Origin of the sequence: Pseudomonas sp. R5-89-07, assembly GCF_003851685.1 — a bacterium.
Taxonomy (GTDB): domain Bacteria; phylum Pseudomonadota; class Gammaproteobacteria; order Pseudomonadales; family Pseudomonadaceae; genus Aquipseudomonas.
On record NZ_CP027727.1, the window covers coordinates 681,213 to 700,081 of the forward strand.

Here is an 18,869-nt window from a genome sequence, read left to right on the forward strand (position 1 = left end):
GTATTTCAGCTGGAACTCAGCAACCGTAACGTTTGCTGGCCTCAATCGCCAACCCGCTGCCAATACTGCCAAAGATGTTGCCTTCCAAATGCCGCGCGTTCGGCAGCATCGCCGAGATGCTGTGGCGCAGGGCGGGGATGCCGCTGGAGCCGCCGGTGAAGAACACTGTGTCCACCTGGGCCACGCCCACCGATGCATCATTGAGCAACTGGGTAACGCTGCCGCGTACCCGTTCCAGCAGCCCGTCGATGGCTGACTCGAACAGCGTGCGGCTCAATTCCACGCTCAATCCAGACTCAACCCGGTCCAGCAACACCAGGCGGCTGTCTTCGTGGGTCAGCTGGATCTTGGTCTCTTCGACCTCCATCGCCAGCCAGTGCCCGGCACGCTGTTCGATCAGCTTGAACAGGCGGTCGATGCCGCCGGTGTCTTCGATGTCATAGCGCATGCTGCCCAGGGCCAGCTGGGATTTTTGCGAGTACACCGAGTTGATGGTGTGCCAGGTGGCCAGGTTCATGTGGTGACTGGTGGGCATGTAGGCGCCGCTTTTCATGCGGCTGCCATAGCCGAACAGCGGCATCATGCCTTGCAGGCTGAGCTGTTTGTCGAAGTCGGTACCGCCGATGTGCACGCCGCCGGTGGCGAGGATGTCGCTCTGGCGGTTGTCGTTATGACGACGGTCAGGTGACAGGCGTACCAAAGAAAAGTCAGACGTACCGCCGCCGATGTCGACGATCAGCACCAGCTCTTCCTTCTCGATGGTCGACTCGTAGTCGAACGCGGCGGCAATCGGTTCGTACTGGAACGAGATGTCCTTGAAGCCGATCTTGCGGGCCACGTCGACCAGGGTGTTTTCCGCTTCCTGGTCGGCCAGCGGGTCGTCATCGACAAAAAACACCGGGCGCCCCAGCACCACTTCTTCGAACTCGCGGCCAGCGGTGGCCTCGGCGCGGCTCTTGAGCTGGCCGATAAACAGCGCCAGCAGGTCGGTGAACGGCATTGCGGTGCCGAGCACGCTGGTGTCGTGCTTGATCAGCTTGGAGCCCAGCAGGCTCTTGAGCGAGCGCATCAAGCGGCCTTCGTAGTTTTCCAGGTATTCGTGCAGCGCCAGGCGACCGTACACCGGGCGGCGCTCCTCGAAGTTGAAGAAAACCACCGACGGCAGGGTGATCTTGTCGTCCTCCAGCGCAATAAGCGTCTCCTCGCCGGGGCGGATCCAGCCGACGGTGGAGTTGGACGTGCCGAAGTCGATGCCGCAGGCACGGGCTGGGGATGAGTTTTTCATGTCTATCGGGTTCCGGTCGAAAAACGGCCGCGCAGTGTATGCCAGTCGACGCCGGATGCGTAGGCCGACCATCTGTTAAATCGTGCTTGAAAGTGTGGGATTTGCCCCCACATCTGGTGCATACGGCAAGTGCCGATAACACTTTGACGCACCCCAGGGCGCAAGACTCAACACGTGCAAAGCAGCGCACCTTGTGTCCGGGCTGTGCGATCTCGATTAAGGATGGTGAACCGCCGATGGATTTCAAAGATTACTACAAGATTCTGGGTGTCGAGCCGAGCGCCGATGACAAGGAAATCAAAGCCGCCTATCGCAAGCTCGCGCGCAAATATCACCCCGACGTGAGCAAGGAAAAGGACGCCGAAGCCAAGTTCAAGGACGCGTCCGAAGCCTATGAAGCGCTCAAGAGCGCCGACAAGCGCGCCGAGTATGACGAGCTGCGCAAATATGGCCAGCATGGCCAGCCGTTCCAGGGGCCACCTGGCTGGCAGAGCCGTGGCGGCTTTGGCGGTGGTGCGGGCACTGAGGATTTCTCGGACTTCTTCAGCTCCATCTTCGGCTCGCGCAGCGACGGGTTTGGCGGTGGCCAGCGTCGCCCCGCCGGGCGCAAGGGCCAGGATGTGGAGATGCAGTTGTCGGTGTCCCTTGAGGAGACGCTGTCCACGGAGTCCAAGCAGATCAGCTTCCAAGTGCCGCAATACGACGCCTCGGGCCGGCATGTCAGCAATACCGTCAAGAGCCTGAACGTGAAGATTCCGGCCGGTGTGGCCGACGGTGAACGCATCCGCCTCAAGGGCCAGGGCGCGCCAGGTATTGGCGGAGGCGCCAATGGTGATCTGTACCTGATCATCAAGTTTGCGCCGCACTCGAAATTTGAAGTCGATGGCGAAAACCTGGTGATCAACCTGCCGCTGGCGCCGTGGGAATTGGCGCTGGGCGCGGAAGTCACGGTGCCTACGTTGACCGGCAAGATCAACCTCAAGGTACCGGCCGGCAGCCAGAACGGCCAGCGCATGCGCGCCAAGGGCCACGGTTTGCTGAACAAGGCTGGTCAGCGGGGCTTCTTGTTCGTTCAGCTCAAGGCGGTGATGCCGCCGGCAGGCAACGACGACGTGAAAGTGTTGTGGCAGGAGCTGGCCAAGAAAGCCAACTTCAATCCGCGCGAGAACTTCTAAGCTGACTCACTGTAGGAGCGAGCTTGCTCGCGAAGCACTCAAGGACGCCGCGTTTATTCAGTTTGTACGCGTTATCGTTGACGTTCTTCGCGAGCAAGCTCGCTCCTACAGTGAGGCGGGTGTCAGAACAGGAAGTATCGCTGTGCCATCGGCAGCACGTCGGCCGGCTCGCACCATAGCAACACGCCGTCAGCCTTGACCTGATACGTCTGCGGATCCACCTCGATATCGGGCAGGTAGTCGTTGTGGATCAGATCGGTTTTCTGCACTTCACGGCAGCCCTTGACCACCGCAATCTGCTTTTTCAAACCCAGCGCTTCAGGCAGGCCGGCGTCCTGTGCCGCCTGGCTGATAAAGGTCAGGCTGGTGGCATGCAGCGAGCTGCCGAAGCTGGCGAACATCGGTCGGTAGTGCACCGGCTGCGGTGTCGGGATCGAGGCGTTGGCGTCCCCCATCAGGCTGGAAGCGATCGCGCCGCCCTTGAGGATCAGCGTCGGCTTGATCCCGAAGAACGCCGGGCGCCACAGCACCAGGTCTGCCCATTTGCCGACTTCGATGGAGCCGACGATATGGCTGATGCCATGGGTGATCGCCGGGTTGATGGTGTACTTGGCGATGTAGCGCTTGGCGCGGAAGTTATCGTTGCCCACGCCATCACCCGGCAGCGGGCCGCGCTGCTTTTTCATCTTGTCGGCGGTCTGCCAGGTGCGCGTGATCACTTCGCCGACGCGGCCCATGGCCTGGCTGTCGGAGCTGATCATCGAGAACGCGCCGAGGTCGTGGAGGATGTCTTCGGCGGCGATGGTTTCGCGGCGGATGCGGCTTTCGGCGAAGGCCACGTCTTCGGCAATGCTCGGGTCCAGGTGATGGCAGACCATCAGCATGTCCAGGTGTTCGTCGATGGTGTTGCGGGTGAACGGCCGTGTCGGGTTGGTGGAGCTGGGCAGCACGTTAGCGAAACCGCAAGCCTTGATGATGTCCGGTGCGTGGCCGCCACCGGCGCCTTCGGTGTGGTAGGTGTGAATGGTGCGCCCCTTGAGCGCGGCGAGGGTGGTTTCGACGAAGCCGGATTCGTTGAGGGTGTCGCTGTGGATCGCCACCTGCACGTCGTATTCGTCGGCGACGCTCAGGCAGTTATCGATGCTGGCGGGCGTGGTGCCCCAGTCTTCGTGCAGCTTCAGGCCAATGGCGCCGGCCTTGACCTGCTCCACCAGCGGCTGCGGCAAGCTGGCGTTGCCCTTGCCGGTAAAGCCAATGTTCATCGGGAACGAATCGCTGGCCTGCAGCATGCGCGCCAGGTGCCAGGGCCCCGAGGTGCAGGTGGTGGCGTTGGTGCCAGTGGCCGGACCGGTGCCGCCGCCGATCATGGTGGTGACGCCGCTGGTCAGTGCCTCTTCGATCTGCTGCGGGCAGATGAAATGCACATGGGAGTCGATGCCGCCGGCGGTGAGGATCATGCCTTCACCGGCGATCACTTCGGTGCTGGCGCCGATGGCCATGGTCACGCCGGGCTGGATGTCGGGGTTGCCGGCTTTGCCGATGGCGTGGATGCGGCCGTTCTTCAAGCCCACATCGGCCTTGACGATGCCCCAGTGGTCGATGATCAGCGCGTTGGTGATCAGGGTGTCGACCACTTCATCGGCGAGCAACTGGCTCTGGCCCTGGCCGTCACGGATCACCTTGCCGCCACCGAATTTGACTTCTTCGCCATAGACGGTGAAGTCCTGCTCCACTTCGACGAACAGCTCGGTGTCAGCCAGGCGCACCTTGTCGCCAACGGTGGGGCCGTACATGTCGGCGTAGGCTTGGCGGGTGATTTTCATGTGTGGTTGCCCTGATAGAAATGTGTTGAATGTGAGATCGCGATCGGGGGCAAGCCCCTCCCACCTTTAAATGTGGGAGGGGGCTTGCCCCCGATGAGGCCCTAAAGGTCGCCCATGACCCGCCCGGCAAACCCGAACACCCGCCTTCCACCGCCAAGATCCACCAATTCCACCTGCCGACTCTGCCCCGGCTCAAACCGCACCGCCGTCCCCGCCGGAATATTCAGGCGCATGCCACGGCTGGCCGCACGATCGAACTCCAGTGCATCGTTGGTCTCGAAAAAGTGATAGTGCGAGCCCACCTGGATCGGCCGGTCGCCGCTGTTGGCCACGCTCAGGCTGAGGGTGCGCCGGCCCACATTCAGTTCGATCTCGCCAGGCTGGATCTGATATTCGCCAGGAATCATGCAGGTTGCCCCAGGGTCTTGAAGTAGATAGCGGTCGGGCTGTAGCGCCCGTCCGGGCTTTGGCAGTAGTCGGGCAATTCGCCGACCTTGGTGTAGCGCAGCGACTGGTAGAAGGCCTCGGCGCCGGAGCCGGCTTCGGTGTCCAGGTACAGCAAGCCGCGCTTATGCTGGCGGGCGGCGAGCTCCAGGGCATTCATCAATTGCTGGCCCAGGCCGTGGCGCCGCGCACTGCTGTGCACCAGCAGTTTTTGCACCTCGGCGCGGTTCAACCCATTGGCTTTCTGGCACAGCGCCAACTGCACGCTGGCGATCACTTGCTCATCGCGCACCACCACCCACAGCAGCAGGCTGGCCTCTTCGATGCCGGCTTGCACGCCGGTCAGGTACTCGCGTGCCTGGGCTTCATCGAAGTCGGCCATGAAGCCCACCGAGGCGCCATGCCGGACCGCGTCCAGCAACAGCTCGATCAAGCCGAGGCGGTAGTGGGCAAAGCTTTCAGCGTTGACTCGACGCAGTTGCGCAGCGCTCATCGATCTCACTCCTTGGGCGGTTCGGCGCCCGGATTCAAGGCCAGTTGCATAAAGGTCAGGTCGAGCCAGCGGCCGAACTTGATACCCACTTGCGGCATCTGCCCGGTGGTGATGAACCCCAGGCGTTCGTGCAGGCGGATCGAGGCCAGATTGCCGCTTTCGATGGCCGCGACCATCACATGCTTGTCGCAGCCGCGCGCGCGTTCGATCAGGGCCGCCATCAAGCGCGGGCCGAGGCCCTTGCCGCGTTGGTCGTTGCGCACGTACACCGAGTGTTCGACGCTGTAGCGGAAACCTTCGAAGGGCCGCCAGTCGCCGAATGAGGCGTAGCCGGTGACCTCAGCGTTTTCCACGGCCACCAGGATTGGATAGCCCTGGGCCTGGCGTGCACTGAACCAGGCCTGGCGGTTCGCCAGGTCCACCGGTTGTTCGTTCCAGATCGCGGTAGTGTTCAGCACGGCATCGTTGTAGATGTCGCGGATCGCCGGCAGGTCGTGTTCGGTTGCATCACGAATCATGGCCGTGCCTCAAGCGATGGGTTGGTGGACGGTGACCAGCTTGGTGCCGTCCGGGAAGGTGGCTTCCACCTGGATATCCGGGATCATTTCCGGGATGCCTTCCATTACTTGTTCACGGTTGAGCAGGGTGGTGCCGTAGTGCATCAGGTCAGCCACGGTGCGGCCATCGCGGGCGCCTTCCATCAGTGCGGCGGAAATATAGGCGATGGTTTCCGGGTAGTTGAGCTTCACACCCCGCGCCAGGCGGCGTTCAGCCACCAGGCCTGCGGTGAAGATCAGCAGTTTGTCTTTTTCCCGTGGGGTCAGGTCCATGGTTCAGTCCGTCGTGAAATACATTCATAAATACAATGAAGATCAAATGTGGGAGGGGGCTTGCCCCCGATAGCGGGGGGTCAGTAGCAGGTGCATTGCCTGACACTCAGCCATCGGGGGCAAGCCCCCTCCCACATTGATCTTCATGTGCTCCAGATTCGTGGTGCGACTGCTTCGCGGCCAAGCAGCGCCGGGCGTAACAGCCGCCATAAATCAATCAACCAACCCCGCGCCTGCAGCGCTTCACTGGCCAGGCAGCGTGCAACCAGCAAACCGGGCAGTTGGGTCAGGTCACCGCGCACCGCGTGGGGCAGTGAGCGACAGCGTTCCAGCAGTTGAGCGTCGATTTCTCCGGTCACCAGCAAGGTGGCAAACACCGGCTGCCCATCCAGCCCGATAGGCGAATCCAGCAGCCCATCGTCGCCCACAATGCGCTGGCGCTCGTGCCAGAGCAACTGGCCGTCGCGACGGATATCCAGCTGTGATTGAAAGTGGCCGAGGTTGAAGCGTTCGCCACTGGCCGGACGCCCGAGGGCGACCACGTCCCAGTAGAACAACCGCGCGTCGCCGTGCAGTTCGATGCGGGTGGTCAGTTCGGCCTGGGCGGCGCTGAACACAATGGTTTCCTGGGGCAGCCATTCCAGCGTCGCACCGGCTTGCACGGTCAGCTCAAGCTGCTGGAAGGCAGGGCCGCTGGCGCGGTACCACTTGGCCGCGCCGGGGCTGGTCAATTGGGCCCAGGCGCCTTCGGCCAGGTGCGCGCTGATATCGAGGCGATCGCCGCCGGCAATGCCGCCGGGCGGGTGCACGATGATGTGCTGGCACACCTCGGGGCCTTCGGCGTACAGGTGTTTTTGCACCCGCAGCGGGCCCAGGTGGCGGCGCAGTACCGGGCGTGTGGTGTCGCCGAAACGCGCGTAGCCGAGTTCCAGCGCGGCGTGCCAGCTGGGGGTGAACAGGGCAGGGGTAACGGGCAGGTTCATGGTGTTTGCTTATCGTTAGGACGCTACAGATTAGATGGTTACCAGGCCGCGCACACCCTCGCTTTCCATATTTTCACCACGGCCCTGCTGCACGATTTCGCCCCGGGACATCACCAGGTACTGGTCGGCCAATTCAGCGGCGAAGTCGTAGAACTGCTCCACCAGCAGGATTGCCATATCGCCGCGTGCCGCAAGTTTCTTGATCACCGCGCCGATCTCCTTGATCACCGACGGCTGGATGCCTTCGGTGGGCTCATCGAGAATCAACAGTCGCGGGCGGCTGGCCAGGGCGCGGCCGATGGCCAGCTGTTGCTGCTGGCCGCCGGACAAATCGCCGCCGCGCCGGTGTTTCATCTGCAGCAACACCGGGAACAGTTCGTAGATAAAGGCGGGCACTTCCTTGGCTTGCGAGCCTGGGAAGCGCGAAAGGCCCATCAGCAGGTTTTCTTCCACCGTCAGCCGCGCGAAAATTTCCCGGCCCTGGGGCACGTAGGCAATGCCTGCATGCACGCGCTGGTGCGGCTTGAAGCCGGTGATCGGCTTGCCCTCCCAATTCACCGCGCCTTCCTTGGCCGGCAGCAGGCCCATCAGGCACTTGAGCAGGGTGGTCTTGCCCACGCCGTTACGCCCGAGCAGGCAGGTGACTTCGCCGATCTTCACGTCAAACGACAGCCCGCGCAGGATGTGGCTACCGCCGTAATATTGGTGCAGCTTGTCGACTTGCAGCATTCTCAAAACCTCCTCAATCCCCTGTAGGAGCGAGCTTGCTCGCGAAAAACCTGAGGGCGCCGCGTGCATTCAGAATGCCCGCGTTATCGTTGACGATCTTCGCGAGCAAGCTCGCTCCTACAGGAAAACCACCTTAGCGACCGAGGTACACCTCGATCACTCGCTCATTTTCCTGCACCTGTTCCAGCGACCCCTCGGCCAGCACGCTGCCCTGATGCAACACGGTGACATGGTCGGCAATCGAGCCGACAAAGCCCATGTCATGCTCCACCACCATCAGCGAATGCTTGCCCGCCAGGCCCTTGAACAGTTCGGCGGTGAATTCGGTTTCGGCGTCAGTCATGCCGGCCACCGGTTCGTCCAGCAGCAACAGTTGTGGGTCTTGCATCAACAGCATGCCGATCTCCAGAAACTGCTTCTGGCCGTGGGACAGTAACCCGGCCGGGCGCTGTACCGAGGCGGTGAGGCGGATGGTGTCGAGCACCTCGTCGATGCGGTCTTTCTGCTCACCGCTCAAGCGCGCACGCAGGCTGGCCCATACGGACTTGTCGGTGTTCTGCGCCAGCTCAAGGTTTTCGAACACGCTGAGGGCTTCGAACACCGTGGGTTTCTGGAACTTGCGGCCAATGCCGGCCTGGGCGATCTGCACTTCGCTCATGCCGGTCAAGTCCAGCGTCTCGCCGAACCAGGCCTTGCCATGGCTGGGCCGGGTCTTGCCGGTGATCACGTCCATCAAGGTGGTCTTGCCCGCGCCATTGGGGCCGATGATGCAGCGCAGTTCGCCGACGCCGATGTAGAGGTTGAGGTCGTTCAGCGCCTTGAAACCATCGAAGCTGACGCTGATGTCTTCCAGGGTCAGGAGGGTGCCGTGGCGGGTGTTCAGGCCTTTGCCCGCGGCCTGGCCGATACCGATGGCCTCGCGGCCGCTGCCCGCGTCGAAAATAGGTTCAAGCATGACGTTCCTCATTTCTTCAGCAGGCCGATAACGCCCTTGGGCAGGTACAGGGTGACGATGATGAACAACGCCCCGAGGAAGAACAGCCAGTATTCCGGGAAAGCCACGGTGAACCAGCTCTTCATCCCATTGACCACGCCGGCGCCGAGCAACGGGCCGATCAAGCTGCCACGCCCGCCCAGGGCCACCCAGACGGCGGCTTCGATGGAGTTGGTCGGGGACATTTCACTGGGGTTGATGATGCCCACCTGCGGCACATACAACGCCCCCGCCAAGCCGCACAGCACCGCGCTCAATACCCACACGAACAGCTTGAAGCCACGCGGGTCGTAGCCGCAGAACATCAGGCGGTTTTCCGCGTCCCGCAGGGCGGTGAGCACCCGCCCGAATTTGCTGCGGGCCAGGCGCCAGCCGATGTACAGGCTCGCCACCAGCAGCAGCACCGTGGCCACGAACAGCACCGCCCGGGTGCCTGGTTCGGTGATGCCAAAGCCCAGGATGCTGCGAAAGTTGGTAAAGCCGTTGTTGCCGCCAAACCCGGTCTCGTTGCGAAAGAACAGCAGCATGCCGGCGAAGGTCAGGGCCTGGGTCATGATCGAGAAATACACGCCCTTGATCCGCGAGCGGAAGGCGAAGAAACCGAACACCAGGGCCAGTAGCCCCGGCGCCAGCACCACCAGGCACAGCGCCCACCAGAAGTGTTGGGTGCCCGCCCAGTACCAGGGCAATTCGGTCCACGACAAGAACGTCATGAACGCCGGCAACGCATCGCCGGAGGCCTGGCGCATCAGGTACATGCCCATCGCATAACCGCCCAGGGCAAAGAACAGCCCATGGCCCAGGGACAGCATCCCGGCGTAGCCCCACACCAGGTCGAGCGCCAGGGCGACGATGGCGTAGCAGAGGATCTTGCCGACCAGCGTCAAGGTATAGGCCGAGATGTGAAACACATTTTCCGCCGGCAACAGCGACAGCAACGGCAGCGCCAGCAGCACCGCGAGCAGGAGCGCGCCGATGGCAATCGTCACCTTGGGGCCGGCTTTCTGCGTGGCCGTAAGCATCAGTGGCTGGTTCATCAGTCGATCACCCGTCCTTTCAGTGCGAAGAGTCCCTGCGGGCGTTTCTGGATAAACAGAATGATCAGCGCGAGGATCAGGATCTTGCCGAGCACGGCGCCGATCTGCGGTTCGAGAATCTTGTTGGCGATGCCCAGGCCGAAGGCCGCTGTGACGCTGCCGGCAAGCTGGCCTACACCGCCCAGCACCACCACCAGGAACGAGTCGATGATGTAGCTCTGGCCCAGGTCCGGGCCGACATTGCCGATCTGGCTCAGGGCGACGCCGCCCAGCCCCGCGATGCCGGAGCCCAGGCCAAAGGCGAGCATGTCCACTCGCCCGGTGGGCACACCGCAGCAGGCGGCCATGTTGCGGTTCTGGGTGACGGCGCGCACGTTCAGGCCCAGGCGCGTCTTGTTCAGCAGCAGCCAGGTCAGCACCACCACGAACAGCGCAAAGGCGATGATCACGATGCGGTTGTACGGCAGCACCAGGTTAGGCAATACCTGAATGCCCCCCGAGAGCCAGGCAGGGTTGGACACTTCGACGTTCTGTGCACCAAACACCAACCGCACCAGTTGGATCAGCATCAGGCTGATGCCCCAAGTGGCGAGCAGGGTTTCCAGCGGGCGGCCATACAGGTGACGAATCACCGTACGCTCCAGCGCCATGCCGATGGCAGCCGTCACAAAGAACGCCACCGGCAGCGCGATCAATGGATAGAATTCAATCGCTTGAGGTACGTAGCGCTGCATCAGCATTTGCACCACATAGGTGGAATAAGCGCCGAGCATCAGCATCTCGCCGTGGGCCATATTGATCACGCCCAGCAGGCCGAAGGTGATCGCCAGGCCCAACGCCGCGAGCAACAGGATCGAACCCAGCGACATGCCGCTGAAGGCCTGGCCGAGGATCTCACCGACCATCAATTTACGTTTGACCTGGGCCAGGCTGGTCTCGGCGGCGGTGTGCACGGTGGTATCGGTTTCGACGCCGGGCGCGAGCAAGGTTTCCAGGCGCGTGCGGGCCAGCGGGTCACCGGTGTTGCCAAGCAGGCGCACGGCGGCGAGGCGCACCACCGGGTCGGTATCCACCAGTTGCAGGTTGGCCAGGGCCAGGCTGAGGGCGCTGTGCACATCCTCATCGGTCTCGGCGGCGACCTGCTGGTCGAGGAATTTCAGCTGGGCTGGCACTGCCGTTTTTTGCAGGGTGCGCGCGGCATCAAGGCGCACCTTGGGGTCAGCCGCGAGCAATTGCTGGCTGGCCTGCACATTGTCGATCAGGCCACGCAGGCGGTTGTTCAGGCGCAGGGTCTTGGTTTCCCCGTTGAGCGTGAGCTGGCCTTGTTGCAGCGCGTCCACCAGTTCGATACGCGCAGGATCTGGCCGGGCGGCCCAGTCCTGGAGGAGCTTGGCTTGCTGCGCCGGGTTGGCGTTGATGAAGTCTTCGGCATCGCTGGCGTGTGCGCCCAAGGGCAGCAATAGCAGGGCTGTAAGGATGAAACGGTGCAGGGCAGTGGGCATACAAATTGTCCTGATCGTACGCGGTCAATTGTGGGAGGGGGCTTGCCCCCGATTGCGGTGTATCAGTCAGCATGGCAGTGCCTGATACTCAGCTATGGGGCAAGCCCCCTCCCACATTTGGCCTGTGGTGGGGCTTAGTTGCTCTTCACGGCGTAGTCCGGCTTTTTGTCATTGCCAGGGATGTACGGGCTCCACGGCTGTGCGCGGATCGGCTCGTTGGTTTGCCACACGACGGAGAACTGCCCGTCGGCCTGGATCTCGCCGATCATCACCGGCTTGTGCAGGTGGTGGTTGGTCTTGTCCATGGTCAGGGTGAAACCGGACGGCGCGGCGAAGGTCTGGCCGGCCAGCGCTTCACGCACTTTGTCGACGTCGGTGGACTTGGCCTTCTCTGCCGCCTGCGCCCACATGTGGATGCCCACGTAGGTGGCTTCCATCGGGTCGTTGGTCACAGCCTTGTCTGCGCCCGGCAGGTTGTGTTTCTTGGCGTAGGCTTTCCAGTCGGCCACAAACTTCTGGTTCACCGGGTTCTCCACCGACTGGAAGTAGTTCCACGCCGCGAGGTTGCCCACCAGCGGCTTGGTGTCGATGCCGCGCAATTCTTCTTCACCCACCGAGAAGGCCACCACCGGTACATCGGTCGCCTTCAGGCCCTGGTTGGCCAGCTCCTTGTAGAACGGCACGTTGGAGTCGCCATTCACGGTGGACACCACCGCCGTCTTGCCGCCGGCGGAGAACTTCTTGATGTTGGCGACGATGGTCTGGTAATCGCTGTGGCCGAACGGGGTGTAGACCTCTTCGATGTCCTTGTCCGCCACGCCTTTGGAGTGCAGGAACGAACGCAGGATCTTGTTGGTGGTGCGCGGGTACACATAGTCGGTGCCGAGCAGGAAGAAGCGCTTGGCGCCGCCGCCTTCTTCGCTCATCAGGTATTCCACCGCCGGGATCGCTTGCTGGTTGGGCGCCGCGCCGGTGTAGAACACGTTGGGCGACATCTCTTCGCCTTCGTATTGCACCGGGTAGAACAGCAGGCCGTTGAGTTCCTCGAACACCGGCAATACCGATTTGCGCGACACCGAGGTCCAGCAGCCGAACACCACGGCGACCTTGTCCTGGGTCAGCAGCTGGCGGCCTTTCTCGGCGAACAGCGGCCAGTTGGATGCGGGGTCCACCACCACCGGCTCGAGCATCTTGCCGTTCACACCGCCCTTGGCGTTGATCTCGTCGATGGTCATCAGCGCCATGTCTTTGAGCGAGGTTTCGGAGATGGCCATGGTCCCGGACAACGAGTGCAGGATGCCGACCTTGATGGTCTCGGCGGCCTGGACGGTCCAGGTCAAGCCCATGGCGGCAATGGATGCCGACAAAGTGAAAGCCTTGATCAAGCTGCGACGCTTCATGGTGCGATCTCCGTAAAACCGATAGTTTTTGTTGGGCAGATACACACGACTTTGCAAAGGCTGTGCCTGCTACGCGAGGCGCGGGATTACGGGCGGTTTAGCGAGGCGAGTCGGCACCGTGGCGCACCAGGATGGCGCCACGTTCCGTTGCCGAGTGCACGGCAAGCTTCAAAACAGGGCGTTGCGCACCAGGCCGTGTCGGCGGTGCGCAACCCGGTATTAGGCGGTGACGCCGACCCGTGACAGCAGTACGCGGTCCAGCACCCACACCACGACCAGCGAGGCGCCCACCAGCGGGAAGATGATCGCCAGCCCGAGCATGATCGCCATCGCGGTCTTCCACCTGGGCAGGTCATGGCGCAACGGCGGCACACCCAGCCCGCCCTGTGGTCGACGCCTCCACCAGATCACCACGCCGCTCACCGCGCTGAGCAGAATCATCAGGCAGATCACCAGCACGATCAGTTGGTTGACCCAGCCGAACATCTTGCCCTCGTGCAGCATCACCCCGGTTTCGGTGGCACGTGCGACGCCGTTGTAATGCTCCCAACGCACGTCGGCCAGGACCTTGCCGGTGTACTGGTCCACATGCAGCGTGGCGTCGTTGCGAGGGTCGTTGGCGAATACGGCGATGGTGAACACGCCGGTGGCGGTGGTGGGGAAGGTGATGCTGTAGCCGGGTTCGACCTGGCGCGCGGTGGCCAGGTCGACCACCTGTTGCAGGCGGATGCCGGGTGCGGGGGGGCCTGCGTGCAGGGCGCCGTGGTTCATGTGTTCGGCATGGTCACCCGACATCGGCATCGGCGTGTTTTCCATGGCCCAGGGCACCGTTTGCTGGCTGGCGGTATTGAGGGTGCGCGCCTGTTGGTCGGATTGCGGCACGTTGTTCCACATGGCAGCCGGGAAGGTGTTCCACAAGTCGGCGTATTGCTTGCCCCAGAAACCCGTCCAGGTCATGCCGCTGAGCAGCATCACCAGCAGGAACGCCGCGCCCCAGAAACCGGCGACGGCATGCAGGTCGCGCCAGAACAAACGGCCTCGGCTGTTCAAACGTGGCCATAACACCCCCGCCGGGGACCGCCCGCGCGGCCACCACAGGTACAGGCCGGACACCACCAGCATCACGCCCCAACCGGCGGCGAGTTCAATCAGACGATCACCGGTGGTGCCGATCATCAACTCGCCATGCAGGGCGCGGGCGATGGCTTGCAGATTGTTCTTGGCGTCCTGTTCACCGAGCACGGTGCCGCGGTACGGGTCGACGAATACGCTGATTTCGCGGCCCTGGTGCTGCATCACGAACTGCGCGCTGCTGGTGGCGTCGGCGGGTGGCAGGTATTTGCTGATTGCAGCCTGGGGGTAAGCGGCCTTGGCCCGTTGCAGCTGCTCGTCGGCGCTCAGTGCGTGCTCGGCCACGGGTACGTTGAGCAGCTCGCCGTACATCAGCGGGTCGAGCTGGGGTTTGAACAGGTAGATGATGCCGGTCAGGGCCAGCAGCACCATGAAGGGGGCGACGAAGAGCCCGGCGTAGAAGTGCCAGCGCCAGGCCAGGTTGTAGAAGGAAACGGTTTGAGTGCTCATTGGGTGCTCCGCAAGGCTTTTGATTTTTTTGTGTCAGTTACACCGCTATCGGGGGCAAGCCCCCTCCCACACTTGACTGTGTTCACAATGCTCAATCTGTGAACCCAGTCCAATGTGGGAGGGGGCTTGCCCCCGATGCTCTTAGAAGCTCATGTCCACCTTGGTCCACAGGGTGCGCCCCGGCTCCTTGATGGCCTGCGGGTCGTTCGCCGGGTAGCCGAACCCGGCGTTGCCGGCCAGGTTCAAATGCTCGGCGTAAGCCTTGCCGAACAAATTGTCGACACCGGTACTGACCTTGAAGTTTTTATTGATTCGGTACGCGGCGTTCAGCGAGAACACGCCAAAGCCACTGCTGGTGTCGTAATCCTTGCCCACCACGTTGCCTTTGTTCGGGTCGATGCGGTTCTGCGCCGCGACCACGCGCCATAACGCGCCGGCGCTCCAGTCATCTTCGCTGTAGGTCAGGCCGAGCCGCGCGTCCAGCGGCGGCATCTGCGGCAGGGCCTTGCCGTCGCTGCTGTTCTTGCCCCAGGCGTAGGCGAGGCTGGCGTCGGCTTTCCAGTGAGTGGTCAGCTGGTAGGCTGCGCCCAGTTCGCCGCCCATGATGCGGGCGTCGACGTTGCGCGCCTGGGAGGTGGTGCCCATCATGCCCGGCCGGTAGTCGAACAGGATGAAGTCACGCACCTGGCCGACGTAACCCGAGACCCAGGCTTCCAGGTCGGCGCTTTTGTATTGTGCACCGACGTCCAGCTGGGTGGTCTTCTCGGGCTTTACGCCGTCAAAGGCATTCACCGACCCGACCGCGCCGGTGTTGGGGGAAAACAACTCCCAGTAATCCGGGAAGCGCTCGGCGTGGCCCAGGCCCGCATACAGCGTGGTGGGGGTGTCCGCCAGATCGTGCTCGTAGCGTACAAAGCCGGAGGGCAGGGTATCGGCGCGGGTGTCACCGGCGGTGGGGTTGGGGCGCGACATCATTGCCGACCCGGTGCGTTGCCGGAAGTCCTTGGCCGAAGCACGGTCCAGGCGCGCACCGCTGATCAGGCGGTCGCGGTCGGCGGCGTACCAGGTCAACTCGCCGAACACGCCGTAGTTATGGAAGTTGGCGTCCTTGTCGCGCGGCAGGTCCTTGTACGTGTCGACGCCCATGCTGCTGCGCGCGCGGTGTTCGTTGGTCTGCCCATCGAGGCCGCCGATCAGTTGCACATCGGCCCAGCGCCAGGTCGCCTTGATCCTGGCACCCAGGGTGCGGCGGTCGACGTTGGAAGCCATCGGCCCGGCCATCATCCCGGTGCCGGACGGTACGCGCAGGCTGTAGTTGTCCATCACGTGGTCGGCGTAGTTGTAGTAGACCTGAGCCTCGACCTTGTCCAGCACCTCGCCGAGGTTGGACTTCTCGAAGCGCAACCCCAGGCTCTCGCGCAGGAACTGCGAACCGTCCATGCCGCGCCCGGCATAACGCGCCTCGCCATCGCCACGGCCGGCGGTGAGTTCCAGCAGCGTATCCGCGTCGGGGGTGAAGCCTAGGGCAACGTCGCCATTCCATTTGTCGTAGCGCGAAGCGACGGTGTCGTGGTTGCCGTCTCTGTAATCGTCGGCATGGGCCTGGTTACCGATCACCCGCACGTAGCCCAATGGCCCGCCGGCAGCGGCGTCGATGACCTTGTCGAAACGGCCGTTGGAGCCGGCCAGCACACTGGCGTTGACCCGCGTACCCAGCTCGCCGAACTGCTCCGGCTCACGCTCGAACAAGATGGTGCCGGCTGAGGCACCGGGGCCCCACAGCACGGTTTGCGGGCCCTTGATCACGGTGAGCTTGTCGTAGGTCTCCGGCGAGATGTACGAGGTGGGCGCATCCATCCGGCCGGGGCAGGCGCCGAGCATCATGCCGCCGTTGGTGAGGATATTCAGGCGCGAGCCGAACATGCCGCGCAGCACCGGGTCGCCATTGGTACCGCCGTTGCGTACCAGGGCGAAGCCGGGGATGGTCTTGAGGTAGTCGCCACCATCGCTGGCGGGCACCGGTTGGCGTGGGTCTTTCGGGTGGGTGACAACGGTGAGGGGCGAGCTGGGGGCAATCGCCGTGATCACCGTGGGGCTCAACGCGTGTTCGTCCGCGTGAGCGCAGGGGGCAAGCAGTGCGCCGCACAGTGCGGCGAAAACCGGGGCAGCGCCCAAACGGGTGTCGGCAGGAAACCTGGACATGAAAAATTCCATCAATCAATCGTAAACAACACGGCCAGCAGCCTGCGGCTGTCTGTCTAAAGTCGGCCGGAGTGAAGTAACGCGATGAAGTGCTTACGAGGCGATGGGCGGCGCGCGGCTGCGGGCGCCGGGGAAGATGTTTTGCCGGGCATGGCCCAGGCGCGGCGCGCAGGGCAGGGCGTTGGCGGGCGGCGGGGTGTCGAGGCTGATGAAAGACACGCCGCCGGGCAGGGCCGGGCAACTGAAGAGCAGGCTGCAATAGCCGCACTTTTCCCAGAGGACGTGGTGCTCGTCGGGGGCTTTGGTGGGTGTGGGCTCGCCATGGCAGCTGGGCATGTCCATCGACATACCGGCGTGATGGTCCATCGGCATCGCTTGGGAAATCAGCGGACCGATAAAGATCATCAACATGGCGAACAGGCTGATCCAACTGCCGCGCATCAGGCGCGGGCGTTGAGACAACCTGGCGCGAGGGGCGCCCATCGAGGTAGGCCTACTGGGCGTGCTGATGCTCGTGGGCGGCCATCGGCGGCGTCTTCTGGACCGACACGTTCACTTGAACCTTGCCAGCCTTTTCAAAGATCAGGGTCAGCGGGAATTGCTTGCCGTCGGCCAGCAGGCTGCGGTCCTTGAGGCCCAGCAGCATCACGTGGTAAGCCATCGGCGCGAAGGTCAGCTCGCCCTTGGCCGGCACGGCGACGCTGGGCACTTGTTGCATCTTCATCAAGTCGCCTTGCATTACATGCTCGTGCAGCTCGGCTTTTTCGGCGACGCTGGTTTCAACGCCGAGCAGGCGATCGGGGGCAGCACCGGTGTTATGAATCACGAAATACGCCGCAACGGTGGGCGCATTCGGCGGCAACTCCTGGGACCAGGGATCGCTGACCAGCAGGTCGCCGGCCTTGTAGTCATCGGCATTGGCGGCACTGAACACCGGCAGCAGCAACGCCGCCAGAAGCAGGGAAGATTTAAGCATGGCAGTTCTCCAGAACGGTTCTAAAACGCAGTTCACTTGCGAAGAGGATCAGACCGTTGGAGAGGCGCGGGGATTGAGGCTCGGCCATTGCTGGCGTGGCGTGGGGTTCTGCAAGGCAGGCGCGGGCAGGCTGCGCAGTGCTTCGAACCGCGTGACATACAACTGCGGCACATGCCCCGGCAACGCCAGCAACTGCGCGGAGCCCGAGCAACACCAGCAATGCTGCATGGCGGAATGATCATCCTGCGGCGCCGGAACTTCCAGCTTACCCAGGGCGATCGTCTTCAGGCTGGCGCCGTTGGAAGAACAAAAACTGCCCCACATCAGCCGCTTGACCGGGTCATCCGTCTGCTGCATCGCACTGGCCAACGGCATGGCAAACGCATTGAACAGCACTGCAAGGCAGGCGATCCAGGCAATTGCAAAGCGTTGACGGGCCATGGCGGATAATCCGTGGGGTTAATCGATCAGACGGGTATTTAGCCTGATCGAGGGGGATAAGTAAAAAGCGGCGGTGTGGTTTGGTGTCGCAGTGCCGGGTGTGAGGATAGACGGGGAATCGAGGGGATGCCGATCAACAAGGCAACACAGTCCGATGTGGGAGGGTGGCTTGCCCCCGATAGCTGAGTGCCAGTCAGCCCATGTATGGCTGACACGTACCCATCGGGGGCAAGCCCCCTCCCACATTTGGATTGTGTTTGGCTATGAAGTGGCGTTGAGCCTGCGAGTTGCGCGGGCAATATCGGCTTGCGCCATTTTGATCAATGAACCATCGCCCGGGTCTTCTTCGATGCAGGCTTCGAGGAAAGCATCCATATCTTCTTGTGTTTGAAGATGGTCCGCAGTGTCGAAATTTGTGAATTTTGCCTGTCTATCAGGCAGGTATTGGGCTTTTTTCAGCCATTGGGTCAATCGGGCTGCGACTTTGGGTTCATCCCGTTTTAGTTCGTCGGCCTCAAGGCTTAGCGCGTGTGCGAACTCGGGATTCGCGATTATGTGTTCGATAATCGTACTTTCAGCAGGCCGAGTCGGGTTCTGCGTACGGGGTTTGTTAGTCATGTGAACCTCATGTTACGCCGGTGGACGAAGTGTTGAGGATCATCGCCAAGGGTATGCAGTTCTAGGTAGTCAGCGAGTTCCGTTGCGCATGTAGGTAAAGTCTCCTTGATCCGTTACGCAGTCCGAATATGAATTCGTGCACAGAAATCTCCGACAACTCTTTGAGGTTGCCGGTAGGAAACTCAATCACTAGGCTCCGTACACCGCTGCAAACTCAGCGGACGGGCGTCGCGGCTCGGATTGATTAAGCATTGCCTCCTTTCAGTTGACGCTTTTTTATCGTCTACTGTGCGGCGATATGGTGGCTGTGCGCGGGATACCTTCGGGTATGCCGGCTTCCTTAATCTCCGGTCCGC

At 62.5% G+C, this 18,869-nt stretch carries 19 protein-coding genes and 1 pseudogene; 1 reads left to right on the plus strand and 19 read right to left on the minus strand.

The genetic code is table 11. From position 1 onward, the window contains the following. Positions 1–16: 16 nt before the first annotated feature. Positions 17–1,285 carry an Hsp70 family protein gene (locus tag C4J94_RS02925; RefSeq protein WP_124384898.1) on the minus strand — a complete coding sequence of 423 codons (1,269 nt, stop codon included), beginning with the start codon at positions 1,283–1,285 and terminating at the stop codon, positions 17–19. Positions 1,286–1,521: 236 nt separating this feature from the next. Between C4J94_RS02925 and C4J94_RS02930 the strand changes: the two genes are divergently transcribed. Continuing rightward, entirely contained in the window at positions 1,522–2,460 is a 939-nt protein-coding gene (locus C4J94_RS02930; RefSeq protein WP_124384899.1) for a DnaJ C-terminal domain-containing protein, read from the plus strand. 122 nt (positions 2,461–2,582) lie between these two features. Here C4J94_RS02930 and ureC read toward each other — a convergent pair whose 3' ends face one another. From ureC to C4J94_RS27750, 18 genes and pseudogenes are all read right to left on the minus strand, one after another. Continuing rightward, entirely contained in the window at positions 2,583–4,283 is a 1,701-nt protein-coding gene (gene ureC / locus C4J94_RS02935) for an urease subunit alpha (protein WP_124384900.1), read from the minus strand. Positions 4,284–4,384: 101 nt separating this feature from the next. Further along, a complete protein-coding gene (locus tag C4J94_RS02940; RefSeq protein WP_124384901.1) occupies positions 4,385–4,690 on the minus strand; it encodes an urease subunit beta in 306 nt (101 codons plus the stop codon). After that, positions 4,687–5,220 carry a GNAT family N-acetyltransferase gene (locus C4J94_RS02945; RefSeq protein WP_124384902.1) on the minus strand — a complete coding sequence of 178 codons (534 nt, stop codon included), beginning with the start codon at positions 5,218–5,220 and terminating at the stop codon, positions 4,687–4,689. Before C4J94_RS02945 ends, C4J94_RS02940 begins: the two co-directional genes overlap by 4 nt. A gap of 5 nt (positions 5,221–5,225) precedes the next feature. Continuing rightward, positions 5,226–5,738: a GNAT family N-acetyltransferase gene (locus C4J94_RS02950; RefSeq protein ID WP_124384903.1), complete on the minus strand. Its 513-nt coding sequence runs from the start codon at positions 5,736–5,738 to the stop codon at positions 5,226–5,228. Between the two features lie 9 nt (positions 5,739–5,747). Further along, positions 5,748–6,050: an urease subunit gamma gene (gene ureA / locus C4J94_RS02955; protein ID WP_104501479.1), complete on the minus strand. Its 303-nt coding sequence runs from the start codon at positions 6,048–6,050 to the stop codon at positions 5,748–5,750. A 143-nt stretch (positions 6,051–6,193) separates the two neighbouring features. Beyond that, the gene (locus tag C4J94_RS02960) at positions 6,194–7,033 is read right to left on the minus strand and encodes an urease accessory protein UreD (protein ID WP_124384904.1); all 840 of its coding nucleotides are present in this window, start codon (positions 7,031–7,033) and stop codon (positions 6,194–6,196) included. A gap of 30 nt (positions 7,034–7,063) precedes the next feature. Beyond that, positions 7,064–7,762 (minus strand): urea ABC transporter ATP-binding subunit UrtE, encoded by a 699-nt coding sequence (gene urtE, locus C4J94_RS02965; RefSeq protein ID WP_124384905.1) that lies wholly within the window; start codon positions 7,760–7,762, stop codon positions 7,064–7,066. Positions 7,763–7,784: 22 nt separating this feature from the next. Further along, positions 7,785–7,871 (minus strand): annotated as a pseudogene (locus C4J94_RS27745) (outer membrane lipoprotein carrier protein LolA); the annotation flags it as partial. A 24-nt stretch (positions 7,872–7,895) separates the two neighbouring features. Continuing rightward, positions 7,896–8,729, minus strand: a complete 834-nt coding sequence (gene urtD / locus C4J94_RS02970; RefSeq protein WP_164485548.1) for an urea ABC transporter ATP-binding protein UrtD — start codon at positions 8,727–8,729, stop codon at positions 7,896–7,898. Continuing rightward, positions 8,726–9,793 (minus strand): urea ABC transporter permease subunit UrtC, encoded by a 1,068-nt coding sequence (gene urtC / locus C4J94_RS02975; RefSeq protein ID WP_124384907.1) that lies wholly within the window; start codon positions 9,791–9,793, stop codon positions 8,726–8,728. Before urtC ends, urtD begins: the two co-directional genes overlap by 4 nt. Continuing rightward, a complete protein-coding gene (gene urtB, locus C4J94_RS02980; protein ID WP_124384908.1) occupies positions 9,793–11,295 on the minus strand; it encodes an urea ABC transporter permease subunit UrtB in 1,503 nt (500 codons plus the stop codon). Before urtB ends, urtC begins: the two co-directional genes overlap by 1 nt. Positions 11,296–11,429: 134 nt before the next feature. Next, a complete protein-coding gene (urtA, locus tag C4J94_RS02985) occupies positions 11,430–12,695 on the minus strand; it encodes an urea ABC transporter substrate-binding protein (RefSeq protein ID WP_124384909.1) in 1,266 nt (421 codons plus the stop codon). Positions 12,696–12,914: 219 nt separating this feature from the next. Continuing rightward, positions 12,915–14,276, minus strand: a complete 1,362-nt coding sequence (locus C4J94_RS02990) for a PepSY domain-containing protein (RefSeq protein ID WP_124384910.1) — start codon at positions 14,274–14,276, stop codon at positions 12,915–12,917. A gap of 141 nt (positions 14,277–14,417) precedes the next feature. Next, on the minus strand, positions 14,418–16,478 hold the full coding sequence (locus tag C4J94_RS02995; protein WP_124384911.1) for a TonB-dependent copper receptor: 2,061 nt from the start codon (positions 16,476–16,478) through the stop codon (positions 14,418–14,420). A gap of 93 nt (positions 16,479–16,571) precedes the next feature. Then, positions 16,572–16,961: a DUF2946 domain-containing protein gene (locus C4J94_RS03000; RefSeq protein ID WP_124384912.1), complete on the minus strand. Its 390-nt coding sequence runs from the start codon at positions 16,959–16,961 to the stop codon at positions 16,572–16,574. A 10-nt stretch (positions 16,962–16,971) separates the two neighbouring features. Beyond that, complete coding sequence (locus C4J94_RS03005; protein WP_124384913.1) at positions 16,972–17,454, minus strand: copper chaperone PCu(A)C; 483 nt, start codon at positions 17,452–17,454, stop codon at positions 16,972–16,974. A 48-nt stretch (positions 17,455–17,502) separates the two neighbouring features. Beyond that, positions 17,503–17,895 (minus strand): DUF2946 domain-containing protein, encoded by a 393-nt coding sequence (locus C4J94_RS03010; RefSeq protein WP_124384914.1) that lies wholly within the window; start codon positions 17,893–17,895, stop codon positions 17,503–17,505. 261 nt (positions 17,896–18,156) lie between these two features. Beyond that, a complete protein-coding gene (locus C4J94_RS27750) occupies positions 18,157–18,513 on the minus strand; it encodes a DNA-binding protein (protein WP_256657742.1) in 357 nt (118 codons plus the stop codon). Between the last annotated feature and the right edge of the window lie 356 nt (positions 18,514–18,869).

Coding starts and splice junctions, on each gene's coding strand:
- C4J94_RS02925 (WP_124384898.1), bottom strand. CDS start 1,285: ATGAAAAACTCATCCCCAGCCCGTGCCTGCGGCATCGACTTCGGCACG.
- C4J94_RS02930 (WP_124384899.1), top strand. CDS start 1,522: ATGGATTTCAAAGATTACTACAAGATTCTGGGTGTCGAGCCGAGCGCC.
- ureC (WP_124384900.1), bottom strand. CDS start 4,283: ATGAAAATCACCCGCCAAGCCTACGCCGACATGTACGGCCCCACCGTT.
- C4J94_RS02940 (WP_124384901.1), bottom strand. CDS start 4,690: ATGATTCCTGGCGAATATCAGATCCAGCCTGGCGAGATCGAACTGAAT.
- C4J94_RS02945 (WP_124384902.1), bottom strand. CDS start 5,220: ATGAGCGCTGCGCAACTGCGTCGAGTCAACGCTGAAAGCTTTGCCCAC.
- C4J94_RS02950 (WP_124384903.1), bottom strand. CDS start 5,738: ATGATTCGTGATGCAACCGAACACGACCTGCCGGCGATCCGCGACATC.
- ureA (WP_104501479.1), bottom strand. CDS start 6,050: ATGGACCTGACCCCACGGGAAAAAGACAAACTGCTGATCTTCACCGCA.
- C4J94_RS02960 (WP_124384904.1), bottom strand. CDS start 7,033: ATGAACCTGCCCGTTACCCCTGCCCTGTTCACCCCCAGCTGGCACGCC.
- urtE (WP_124384905.1), bottom strand. CDS start 7,762: ATGCTGCAAGTCGACAAGCTGCACCAATATTACGGCGGTAGCCACATC.
- urtD (WP_164485548.1), bottom strand. CDS start 8,729: ATGAGGAACGTCATGCTTGAACCTATTTTCGACGCGGGCAGCGGCCGC.
- urtC (WP_124384907.1), bottom strand. CDS start 9,793: ATGAACCAGCCACTGATGCTTACGGCCACGCAGAAAGCCGGCCCCAAG.
- urtB (WP_124384908.1), bottom strand. CDS start 11,295: ATGCCCACTGCCCTGCACCGTTTCATCCTTACAGCCCTGCTATTGCTG.
- urtA (WP_124384909.1), bottom strand. CDS start 12,695: ATGAAGCGTCGCAGCTTGATCAAGGCTTTCACTTTGTCGGCATCCATT.
- C4J94_RS02990 (WP_124384910.1), bottom strand. CDS start 14,276: ATGAGCACTCAAACCGTTTCCTTCTACAACCTGGCCTGGCGCTGGCAC.
- C4J94_RS02995 (WP_124384911.1), bottom strand. CDS start 16,478: ATGTCCAGGTTTCCTGCCGACACCCGTTTGGGCGCTGCCCCGGTTTTC.
- C4J94_RS03000 (WP_124384912.1), bottom strand. CDS start 16,961: ATGGGCGCCCCTCGCGCCAGGTTGTCTCAACGCCCGCGCCTGATGCGC.
- C4J94_RS03005 (WP_124384913.1), bottom strand. CDS start 17,454: ATGCTTAAATCTTCCCTGCTTCTGGCGGCGTTGCTGCTGCCGGTGTTC.
- C4J94_RS03010 (WP_124384914.1), bottom strand. CDS start 17,895: ATGGCCCGTCAACGCTTTGCAATTGCCTGGATCGCCTGCCTTGCAGTG.
- C4J94_RS27750 (WP_256657742.1), bottom strand. CDS start 18,513: ATGACTAACAAACCCCGTACGCAGAACCCGACTCGGCCTGCTGAAAGT.